8 protein-coding genes are annotated in these 11,144 nt (G+C 60.7%); 5 read left to right on the plus strand and 3 right to left on the minus strand.

The features are described from left to right. Nucleotides 1-15 precede the first annotated feature (15 nt). Nucleotides 16-1,434 (minus strand): B12-binding domain-containing radical SAM protein, encoded by a 1,419-nt coding sequence (locus ACYG9Y_RS04655; RefSeq protein ID WP_023727432.1) that lies wholly within the window; start codon nt 1,432-1,434, stop codon nt 16-18. A 45-nt stretch (nt 1,435-1,479) separates the two neighbouring features. Between ACYG9Y_RS04655 and tmk the strand changes: the two genes are divergently transcribed. Further along, on the plus strand, nt 1,480-2,130 hold the full coding sequence (gene tmk / locus ACYG9Y_RS04660; RefSeq protein WP_023727431.1) for a dTMP kinase: 651 nt from the start codon (nt 1,480-1,482) through the stop codon (nt 2,128-2,130). Nucleotides 2,131-2,797: 667 nt separating this feature from the next. Here the strand turns inward: tmk and ACYG9Y_RS04665 are convergent. Continuing rightward, nucleotides 2,798-3,676, minus strand: a complete 879-nt coding sequence (locus tag ACYG9Y_RS04665; RefSeq protein WP_031251567.1) for a LysR substrate-binding domain-containing protein — start codon at nt 3,674-3,676, stop codon at nt 2,798-2,800. Nucleotides 3,677-3,812: 136 nt separating this feature from the next. Between ACYG9Y_RS04665 and gabT the strand changes: the two genes are divergently transcribed. Continuing rightward, the gene (gabT, locus tag ACYG9Y_RS04670) at nt 3,813-5,099 is read left to right on the plus strand and encodes a 4-aminobutyrate--2-oxoglutarate transaminase (RefSeq protein WP_023740272.1); all 1,287 of its coding nucleotides are present in this window, start codon (nt 3,813-3,815) and stop codon (nt 5,097-5,099) included. A gap of 10 nt (nt 5,100-5,109) precedes the next feature. After that, on the plus strand, nt 5,110-6,564 hold the full coding sequence (locus ACYG9Y_RS04675; RefSeq protein WP_023727428.1) for an NAD-dependent succinate-semialdehyde dehydrogenase: 1,455 nt from the start codon (nt 5,110-5,112) through the stop codon (nt 6,562-6,564). Between the two features lie 251 nt (nt 6,565-6,815). Here the strand turns inward: ACYG9Y_RS04675 and ACYG9Y_RS04680 are convergent, their stop codons facing one another. Continuing rightward, nucleotides 6,816-7,724 (minus strand): helix-turn-helix domain-containing protein, encoded by a 909-nt coding sequence (locus ACYG9Y_RS04680; protein WP_023727427.1) that lies wholly within the window; start codon nt 7,722-7,724, stop codon nt 6,816-6,818. A 709-nt stretch (nt 7,725-8,433) separates the two neighbouring features. Between ACYG9Y_RS04680 and ACYG9Y_RS04685 the strand changes: the two genes are divergently transcribed. Beyond that, nucleotides 8,434-8,811, plus strand: a complete 378-nt coding sequence (locus ACYG9Y_RS04685; protein WP_156929743.1) for a hypothetical protein — start codon at nt 8,434-8,436, stop codon at nt 8,809-8,811. Continuing rightward, entirely contained in the window at nt 8,808-11,129 is a 2,322-nt protein-coding gene (locus ACYG9Y_RS04690; protein ID WP_084014403.1) for a N,N-dimethylformamidase beta subunit family domain-containing protein, read from the plus strand. Before ACYG9Y_RS04685 ends, ACYG9Y_RS04690 begins: the two co-directional genes overlap by 4 nt. Nucleotides 11,130-11,144: the final 15 nt, after the last annotated feature.

Consider the following 11,144-nt stretch of genomic DNA (forward strand, 5'->3'; position numbering starts at 1 on the left):
CGAAAATTGCGTTATCTAAATCCAGTCATATTCTGCCAGCGAGCCGGTTTCACGCCGACGGAGAGTGAATGGCAGCGCCGACGGGTCGGACGCGGCGACGTCGCGGTCAAAATCGGCGCGACCGTAATTCCGCGGGTAGTATGAAAAGCTCTTGAGCGCGAAATAGGCGTCATCGTCCATGTACCTGCGGGCCAGCCGCTGGCTCGCGGCTTCCGCGGCCTCCGCGGGAAAGTCGGCGCTGAGGTGCATGGTCGTTATCCCGGTGGTGACCGCGGCAGTCTCGTCCACCGGCTGCGCACCGAGAGCGCGCCAGTTGTCGAGCAAAACTCCGGCCGTCTTGGGCGGACCGTAGGCGATGACGGGTCCGACCGACACCCCGGCGATGGAACCGGCGTGTGCGTCGAGCCAACTCGTCGTCTCGGCCACGGTCTCCTCGGTCTCGCCCGCATAAAGCAGCACGTTGACCTTCGCCATCACGCCATGCTTCCGGCAAGCTTCCAGCAATTCCGACGCCCGACGCAGATAGCGGTCGGGGTCGCCCGTCTTGTTCATCGCCAGGATCTGGCGGGGCGAGGCGGTCTCGAGGCCCAGATCGATCACCCGCAAGCCCGAGCCCGCAAGCGAGGCCAGCGTCTGCGGGGTCATGGCGTCGACCCTTGTCTCGGTGCGCCAGGCCATGTCGAGCCCGATCCTTGCAGCTTCGTCCGCCAATCCGGCCGCCCAACGCGCAGTGGGCATGAACATTGACGACTGCAGATAGGGCCGGATCTCCTCACCGCCGTATTGCTCGCTGACCAACGCCATGGATGCGGCCAAAGCGGCTGCGTCGCCCAACTTCTCGACCTTAATGTCCCGCTCCTCGCAGAAAACGCAGCCCATGCCGCAACCGCGCGACGCTTCCACGCTGGGCTGGTATCGGCGATAGCCGTCGACGAGCAGATGGTTCAGCGTGAAACCGGGCGTCGGCTCGGCTACACGCTTCAACACGGGACTTTCGGTCAGAAGCTGCTCGATGACACCTTCGCTGAGGCCCGGGGCCAGTACGTCTGCTTCGGGCAAAAGTCTCCGAAGCCATTCGGGATCGGGTCCGACGACCCACCGCCCGCCGACGACGATGCGGCATTCGGAGTCGACCTCCTTCGCCAACCTGCAGAACGCCTGTGCCCACGGCAACGCGTAGAAACTGGGGATGGAAACCATAAGCGGATAGATCGACGGAAAGCGACCGTTCTCCCGCAACCGGCGAAACACCTCCTCGGGATCACGATGCTCGCCGTGGAAGAGAGCGACGTCGTGACCGGCCAATTGCAGCTTGGTAGCCAAAGACAGGGCGCCGTAGTTCAGATACAGCTGCCGGCGGGCCAACGCGTGGTCGCGCTTCTTGGGCGAGAGCATGCCGGCTGAGACAAAATTGACGACGCTGGATCTAATCATTCGGACCGCTTCCAAAACTCCGGCAGCAGTACATAGGAGGGCGCAATGCCGTTTGTAAGTATCGAGGGCATCGACGGCAGCGGAAAGTCATTACAGGTCGAGTATCTGACCGCCTCGCTTCTCGCGATGGACTTGCAGGTTGTCAAGACCAAGGAGCCGGACGGCGGTTGGATCGGGGCGGGGGTACGGAGCATCTTGGTGGAGCCGAGGCCTAGCCGACTGTCGCCCCTTGAGGAGATGTTGCTGATATCAGCGGCGCGGGTGGACCATGTCAGAAGCGTGATCCGCCCCGCGCTGGACGCGGGTGCCTGGGTCGTCAGCGATCGGTTCCTGGACTCGACCTATGCGTTTCAGGTCTACGGCTCCGACGTTCCCGAGCAGTTGTTCACCCAGGTCGCCGAGGTCGTCGTCGGCGGAACCATGCCCGACCTGACCTTCGTGCTCGATATCGATCCGGCTGCCGCCCTTGAGCGGCGCTCTGCCCGCGGCGGCTCGGGCGGACCGGATCCTTCCGAGGCGACCAGGGACTTCGCGCGGATCCGCGAGGGACTGCTGACCGCCGCCAAGCGCGACCCCGGCCGGTGCCACGTTTTGGATGCGGCCCAAATGCCCGGCAAGGTTTCGGAGAGGATCCTGTCGGTGGTTCTACGCGCCGGGCTCGTCGACGCAGGGCGCCACGGTCGATACGGGTTGTGAGCGAAGCGGACGTGAAGGACTTTCTGGGCGGCTACAGAGAGCATCCTGCTCGAAGTCGACGCGGGCCTGCATAACCAAGCGCACCGTCGAGTTCTACGGAAAGACGGATCTCGGTTCCGCCGGAATACTTTTTGTCAACTTCGCCCGCTCGATCAACAATCGGGTCATCGACCTTTTCGACGACGCCGTCGTGCTGCTAGAAGCGCAAAAGGTGGCCTCCGCGTGTATCCTAGCGCGATGCCTCATCTCGATGATGTACGACGTGTTGCCAATTCACGCAGAGCGGCACCAACATTTCTTGGCCCTCAATTGGCTAAACGACAGCTTTGGTTGGTCGGCCGCCCAAAAGCCGCCATTCCGCTATCGGCCCCCAAACCAGGACGTTCGGTACGCCGACTCTTGATGTCGCCTTCGAGGCGCATTTCAGACATTCAGTCTGACCAAGCTTCAGCGAATAGCTGCTTTGCGCCTCAAGTCGGCCGTTCAGCAGAACTGGGTGATCTCCCGAAAGCTGACATCGCGGCTGTGGGCAAACCGCCAGAAGTGTGTTGGTCACCCTTGCTCAGGAGCCTGGAGCCTAGCGCGGCAAAGTTCCGCGACGAGGCACCACTCTTGGATGGTCTTCACCAGTGAGAAGTGGCACAGTGTCGACTGGTGTGACCTTGTGCTAATGGGCCGGGTCACCAGTAGTCGATCGGCGGATGTTGTCGGCAATCCAATCCTTGAAGACCCCAACGAGAGGGTCGCCAGACCGGTTCGGGGCCGTCAGCAAATAATAAGTTCCTAGCTCGACGTTGGTGTCGAACAGCTCGACCAGACGCCCACTTGCGAGTTCGTCGGCAGCCATCAGCGCGTTTACAAGGGCAATGCCCTGGCCGGCAAGCGCTGCATCATAGCTGATGCTGGCGTCCGACAGGCGTGGGCCAAGAAGGCGATGACTGAGGGGCTCGCCGACAGCTTCGAACCAATTGGTCCATTGCATGTGGTTGCCTTCGTGTAGTAGCGGCGACCTGGCCAATTCGGTCAGATCAGCCGGTATGCCATGCCGGTCGAGCCAATCTCGTCCAGCCACCGGAAACATGCGGGGCCTGATGAGGTGCATCGCACCCTGGGGAAGTCGCTCGAGCACGTTGAAGCCGATCGAGACGTCGGCCTCTGCGCGGGCGAAATCGGGTTTGCTATCGGTCGCGCGAAGCTCGATATCAGCGCCTTCTAATGCGCGTTCGAGGGCGGACAAGCGTGGTGTGAGCCAGCGCGTCGCCAAGCCCGCGATGCACCATATGCGTAACTGTCCGCGCTTGTGCGATGGGCGGAGTTCGTGTGCGGCATGGGCGATGGCCCCGAGGGCCCGGGACACGGTGGCGAGGAAGCTTTCGCCCTCGGCCGTCAACTCGACGCCGCGGGGACCCGCGCGGACAAGGGTGCGACCAAGCCAATGTTCGAGGTTTCGGACGTGGCGGCTAATCACAGTGTGGCTGACGCCGATGTCTTCGGCCGCTCTGCGCATGCTGCCTGTGCGCCCTGCGGCTTCAAAAGCACGCACCATGTGAGGGCTCGTTTCTGGGGATTTCGGTGCCATAGGGAAGTCCGAGTGGTGCTTCTGATGCACCACGGTAGTTCAATCCATCTGCTTTTCCTAGGTGCCGTGTTGGCCGTATTTTCTCAGCAGACAAGGGGTCTCCATGACAAAGAATGCTTCTCTCCATGCTCGTCGCGGTGCTGCCATTCCGCGCGGAATTGCCAACGCCTTCCCGGTCTATCCGCAGCGCGCGGAGGGTTCTGAGATTTGGGATGTCGAAGGGCACCGCTTCATTGATTTCGCCGGTGGCATTGCCGTGCTCAATACCGGTCACCGTCATCCCAAGGTGATGGCTGCGGTTGCTCGGCAGCTCGAAGCCTACACGCATACGGCCTTTCAGGTGCTCCCCTATGAGCCCTACATCGAGGTCTGCGAGCGCCTCAACGCCTTGGCGCCGTTCAGCGGCGACGCCAAGTCGGTGCTTTTCTCAACCGGTGCCGAGGCCGTCGAAAACGCCATCAAGATTGCCCGCGCTGCGACCGGCCGACCAGGTGTCATCGCCTTTGCCGGAGGCTTCCACGGCCGCACGACGCTAACCATGGCGCTGACCGGCAAGGTCGTGCCGTACAAGAAGAAGTTTGGCGTATCCCCGCCCGGCATCTATCATCTGCCGTTCCCCGCAGAAGACCAGGGGGTTACTGTTGCCGACACGATCAAGGCGATGGATTTCCTGTTCCGCGCGGATATTGATCCGACCGATGTCGCGGCTATCATCATCGAGCCTGTGCAAGGCGAAGGCGGCTTCCTCCCTGCACCGACCGAACTGCTGGTGGCTCTTCGCGCGACCTGCGACAAGCACGGCATCCTGCTGATCGCAGACGAGATCCAGACCGGTTTCGCGCGTACTGGCAAAATGTTCGGCATCGAGAACTCCGGAGTTGAGCCCGATCTGGTGACCGTCGCAAAATCGCTGGCGGGCGGATTCCCGCTGTCCGGAGTGATCGGTCGGGCGGCGATCATGGACACGGTCGAACCTGGCGGCCTAGGCGGTACTTACGCCGGCAGCCCGGTAGCTTGTGCGGCCGCACTTGCCGTACTCGATGTCATCGTCGAGGAGAACCTGCTGGAACGCGCCAAGATCCTCGGCGGCAAGATCAAGGCCGCTCTCGATGGCTTCGCAACGCGGAACAACGTCGTGCCGATCGCCGCAGTCCGCGGCCCGGGTGCTATGGTGGCCTTCGACGTCGTGAGGGAGCGAGGCGGCTTCAGGCCAGACCCAGATGCCACCAAGCGCGTGATCCAAGCGGCTTTGGCCGAAGGCGTGATCCTTCTTTCGTGCGGTGTTGGAGGCAATACGATCCGCATCCTAAACCCTCTGACCATCAGCGATGCCCTCCTCGACGAGGGACTTGCCATGCTCGGTAAGGCTCTTGCATCTGCCAATGTCTGATCGAGTCAAAATGCGCGCCCTCAACGATCCCAGCCTTCTGAAATCACAGGCGTATATCAACGGTGCCTACTCCGGCACGCCCAGCGTGAATGTGACGAATCCCGCCACCGGGGACGTGATCGGATGGGTGCCGAACCAAGGGGCGGCTGAAGCGACCGCCGCTGTAGATGCCGCTTCTGTGGCGTTCCACCCCTGGGCCGCAAGGACGGCAAAGGAACGCAGCGTCATTTTGCGCAAGTGGTTCGACCTGATTCTTGCCAACCGCCAGGATCTTGCAACCATTCTGACAACCGAGCAGGGCAAGCCTTTTGCCGAATCCTTGGGCGAGATCGACTACGCGGCGTCCTACGTTGAGTTTTATGCCGAAGAAGCCAAGCGCATCGCGGGCGAAGTGCTGCCGTCGCATCGTGCCGATGCCCGCATCATGGTGTTACGCCAGCCGATCGGAGTGGTGGCGGCAATCACCCCGTGGAACTTCCCCGCAGCGATGATCACCCGCAAGATTGCACCAGCGTTGGCTGCTGGTTGCACCGTTGTGGTCAAGCCGGCCCTTGAGACGCCGTTGACGGCGTTGGCACTGGCCGAACTCGCTCATCGTGCTGGCTTTCCGGCAGGGACCGTCAATGTCGTGACCGGCGATGCGCGTGCTATTGGCGGCGTGCTCACCAGCCATCCTAAGGTACGACTGGTCGGCTTCACTGGCTCGACACCGGTGGGCAAATTGCTGATGGCGCAAGCCTCCACGACTGTCAAGAAAGTGGCTCTCGAACTAGGCGGCAATGCCCCTTTCATCGTTTTCGATGATGCAGACCTGGACGCCGCGGTGGACGGTGCCATGCTGTCCAAGTTTCGAAATATGGGCCAGACCTGCGTATGCACCAATCGCATTTACGTGCAGTCCACGGTGCACGACGCCTTTGTGGACAAGCTGACATTACGCGTCGACGCCCTCAAAATCGGCGACGGGTTCAGCGAGGGTGTCAATCAGGGGCCATTGATCACTGAGGCGGCGGTCCGCAAGGTCGAGGCGCATATTGCCGACGCGCTTGCCAAGGGCGCAAATGTTGCCACGGGTGGCGGCAGGCATGCTCTCGGACACACCTTCTTCCAGCCCACGATTCTTACCGGCGTGACGGCAGAAATGACTTTGGCGCAAGAGGAAACCTTCGGCCCACTAGCGCCGGTGTTCCGCTTCGAGACGGATGACGAGGTCGTCGCAGCGGCCAATGACACAGAGACTGGCCTCGCGGCCTATTTCTACGCACGGGACGTGGGCCGCATCTTCCGTGTTATGGAGCGACTTGAATACGGCATGGTCGGCATTAACACCGGATTGATCTCGACCGAACTCGCACCCTTTGGCGGCGTCAAGGAGAGCGGCAACTCCCGTGAAGGATCGTCCCACGGCATCCTGGAATTTACAGAACTCAAATATGCATGCATGGGCGGACTGGCAGCCGAGTGACTTCGCCGTATGAAGAAGAAGACCGGTCGTGATCACTTGGCCGATGGGTGGCCGCGTGGGGGCCGCGGACTGACAGGTCGCCCACCGCCCATTGATATCCCACCATGATCCCAGGACGCGTTTTGTCAGCGATCTGATTCGCCGAGCGCGGGCGGCCGTCGGGATGCCGCTTGGTCGGTGCGGGTAAGGAGACGCTGACGAATGCCGACCGCAACTTCAGCCTCGGCGTGAGAACATTTTGCACGGACCCTCTAATCGACCTTAGCGAGGTGTGAACCACCTAGCCGGCGCTCACTTGGGGTCATCCCGTAGTACTCTTTGTAGCGGACGGCGAAATGTGACTGGCTGCAAAAACCACAAGAGTAAGCAATCTCGGCAATCGGAACGGGCGACGAGCTGCGCACAGAAGACGATCTCAAGAGGCGGTCCGCTTCGCGAAGTCGAAGCCTCAAGAGCTCGCGGCCGAACGTGGTCCCGTGTATCTGAAAGACTTTGTGGACGTAGCGCGGCGAAACCCGCAACGAGTTGGCCGCGTGCTCGGGAGCTAGGTCCGGGTCCCCGAAGTGGTATGAGAGGAAAGCCGAAAGCCGCTGGAACGTAACGTCGGACACAGCCGCCGTGGTGCTCTCGGGGATGTCGCGAACGTCACGAGTCTCCAGCATGAGGCACATCAGATCGAGAATGTTGTCTTCGGTGCGTTTCAGAACGCTGGCATCGAGCGACGGCACCATATGAAAAGTTTGCAGAGCCAATTGCGCTACAATGGGCACCAGACCTGCATTTGCTACGTCTCGACGCCCGTACCTATCGTCGAGGAAGGGAAGCCGCTCGCGGATGAAATTAGCAGGCACTTTGATTGTGACATTCTGTGTTTCGTTTCCGATTTGGGTCCAATAACCCTCGGAAGAATTCAGAATATACATTTCTCCAGGTCCAACGTCGGCTTCAATGCCACGTTGGCCAAAACGCTCGCGTTCCCTTGTTGGAAAGATGAATATCACATCTTCGGTATCGGTCGACTGATGGCGACGTACAGTTCGAACGGCATTGGCCGAGAATTTTGAGATCCCGATTTTATGAAGCTGCAAGGCAGTGAGGCTGCCCTCAAACGAGGCCGGATCCGTGGGAGTGCATTCCAGTGGGAAGTAGACTTCCTGCATGTAGTCGCACCAAAGCTGTGCGCTACGACCCTGTCTCGCCTCTCGAGTTGTGAACAATGTTTTGGTTAAAGGCTGCACGCTCCACTGCTCCCGCGCACGGTCAGCAACGGTAGTAGCAAGCCACACCCCAGGTCAAGCAAGTCGGGACCCTGCGGCCTTAATCCAGGCATCAATCGGCCGCGGGTCATCGCCAACGGTGCAGACCCACAGCGTGAAAAGCGTCGGCAATTCCCTTTTTGATCCGTCTTGTCAATATCGAGACTTGAGGGAGGACGCAGCGCTGAGGTCTCGGCCGCAACACCTTCTGACAGCTCGACGCGCCCGGTCTTTCTTAGGTTGCGCTTTGACCCCCGGGCTGCCGACCTAAGGAACCCTGGGCCTTCCATGGGCGACGCCGCTTTACAGCGGTTCAAATCTGGTACCCTCACCAATTGCGTGCCTGGAGCCCGTGCGCCCTCGGAAAAGTCACCGTTCACTGTGGTGATATACGGTGCCCCCTCCCACTCCTATTCTCTGCAAAATTGACCTGCTGTGATGGCACCAGGCCAGAAGCATGCGGTGCCCAACTCTCGGGGTGCATCAATCAATCGTCACCTACCGCCTGAGGAGATAGTAGAATGCAGATCAAGCGCCCAGGACGCGAAGCCGGCGAGATCATGTTTGTCGGGCAGATCTGAGAGGCATAGCGATGCGCACCAGTGAGCACCGCATGACTGAGTTGAGCGACGTTTTCAAGCGACGTTTCAACGCTCGGCTCCTTGCAGATTTTACGGATGACGTCGTCGCGGCTTATCAAAACGCTCCGCTTGGCCCGCACGATGACAAAACCGCCAGGGTGGTTCGCGCCTTGGGCGGTGCCGCCATTGCTGACAAGGAGATCGTTATCTCGCTCGGCGCAAATGGGCCGTGGGCTATCGGGCGGATCGCCTTGGGCAAGGCCGGAAATTTTGTGCGCCTGGCGGATACTTTCACCAGCTACCAGGACGCGCTGAGAAGCGTCTTTTCAATACGCCACCAAGCATTTCTTGCGACTTTCAGATCTCCCGGTGAATTGCGCCTGAACGAGGGAGCGGGGAACAAGCCATGACGAGCCGCCCCCAGCAGATTTTTGGATACAGCGATAGGTTCGCGGCGCGGCCGGGTGAGGCGTTGTCCTTTCACGTCAGCTGTGAATATGTGGCAAATTATCAGGCGTCACTTGTCAGCCTTCGTCACGGCTTTACTGGACAGGCCGGCCCCGGCTTCCTGGAAACGGCGGTCCCGGCAGAGTTTGAAGGAACCTATCGCGGGGCGTGGTTCGCCTGTCAGCCTGGCTCCTATGTCGAAGTTCTCGACGAAACTGGTGTGCTGGGTGCCCCCGACGACTTCTTGATCGAGGCCCATATTTTTCCCACACTGCCTCAGGGGACGCGCTCCGGGCATTTCGGCGCCTACCATGTGACACAAAACTCGTTCGGCGAAAGTTCGGGTTTTCAGGCCGTACTGGGCAATTGGTCCGAGGCTACCCAATCCGGTTACGCCTTGGTCCTCGACGAGGGCAAACCGGCTTTCATCTGGAACGACGGCGTCGCCACAAACAAGCTATGTCTGGACGCCCCGGTCGAAGCCCATCAATGGTATAGGCTCAGGGTTCGGATCGTCGCCCGCGACGGCAAGGTCCACCTTGAGCAGACCCCAGTCAGCAACATAATGAATCGGTTCTCTGCCCTGGCGACCGGGCTGGCCCCGCAATCGGCTTCTGCGTCGACCTCCGGGCAGTGGTCGCTGAGCGAGGCGCCGTTCCGGATCGGTGCGTTGGCGCGGCGGGACGGATACCGGTGGCTCTCGGCCAACGCCTTCAACGGAAAGATCGGCGGCATCAAGATCTGGCGAGGCCAATCGGACCGCACGGGAGACCTCGTTGCGGCCTGGCATTTCGGGCGCAGCGACCGCGCCGACAGCCTGCTGCTTGACGACGTCATGGATCAATCACCCAACAAGCTCCATGGGCGCTGCTACAATGCGCCGACCCGCGGTGTTGCTGGGCACCGGTTTGCCGGTCTGATCGACGATTTCCGCCTCGCGCCTGATGAGTATGACGCCATCCACTTCCATGACGATGACATCACGGATGCGGAATGGCCGGCGGCCTTTTCGTTCAAGATCCCGGAGGCCCTGCCCAGTGGCGTCTATGCGGTCAAATTGACCAGCGAGGATGCCGAATATTACATTCCATTCTTCGTCCGAGCAGGGAAGAAAAAGGCCGACATTGCCGTCCTGTTCTCCACTGCGACCTATCTTGCTTACGCCAATGACAGAATTGCGTTCGAGGCGAACGGCGCCGAAATCATAGTCAGCCGCACGCCGATCATCGACCGCGCCGATCTAACCCTTCAGGATCATCCCGAATTTGGAAGGTCCTGCTACGAAATCCACAATGACGGCTCGGGCGTGGTGTTCGGTAGTGTGCGCCGACCCATACTGACCCTGCAGCCCAAGCATCGTGCGTGGTTCCAGGCGGAGGGCGTGTGGGGTCTGCCGGCGGATCTCTGCATTGTCCATTGGCTTGAGATCATGGAGCTCGGGTTCGATCCAATCACGGACGAAGACCTGGACCGCGAAGGTTTTGAGCTGTTGCAGGACTATAAGGTGGTGATAACCGGCAGCCATCCCGAATACGTGACACGCAACGAAATCGCCGCGATCGACCAGTTCTGCAGCCGCGGCGGTCGCCTGATGTATTTGGGCGGGAATGGTTTCTTCGCCACCGTGTCGTTCGACCCCGAACAACCGTCCCTGATGGAGCTCCGGCGCTCCGATGCTGGCACCCGTCCGCATCAGTCGCCGTTTGGCGATAGGCGCCACACCACGTCGGGTGAGATCGCGGGCCTTTGGCGCAACAAGGGGCTTCCTCCGCAACGTCTCGTCGGCGTTGGTTTTGCGGCGCAGGGGTTCGACCGTTGCACCTACTACCAGCGTCTGGAAGACAGCCATAATCCCATAGCCGGCTTTGTCTTCGAAGGCATCGGCGCCGACGAGCAGATTGGCGGATTCGGAATAATGGGTGGTGGGGCGGCCGGCGCCGAAGTTGACTGCTATCAGCCGGTCCTCGGAACGCCCCCTCAAGCACTGCTCCTTGCGACATCTGGCCCGCTGTCGGACGCATACCTGCTGGCTGCTGAGGAGGTTTATGAGTCCATTCCTGGAATTGGGGGCACGGAACAGCCGGGCGTTCGCGCGGACATTGTTCTTTGTCCGCTAAGCGGTGGCGGCGGGTTCTTCTCGGTAGGCTCGATCGCCTACACCGGCTCTTTGTCGCACAACAGCTATGACAATAACGTCGCACGAATGACCGGCAATGTGCTTCGCCGGTTCCTACGGCCGGAGCCACTCGACGTCGTCCTTAGAGAAGCTGCAATCGCATGAACGGGCCGCTCACCA

It is taken from the genome of Mesorhizobium sp. W050 (assembly GCF_054719535.1).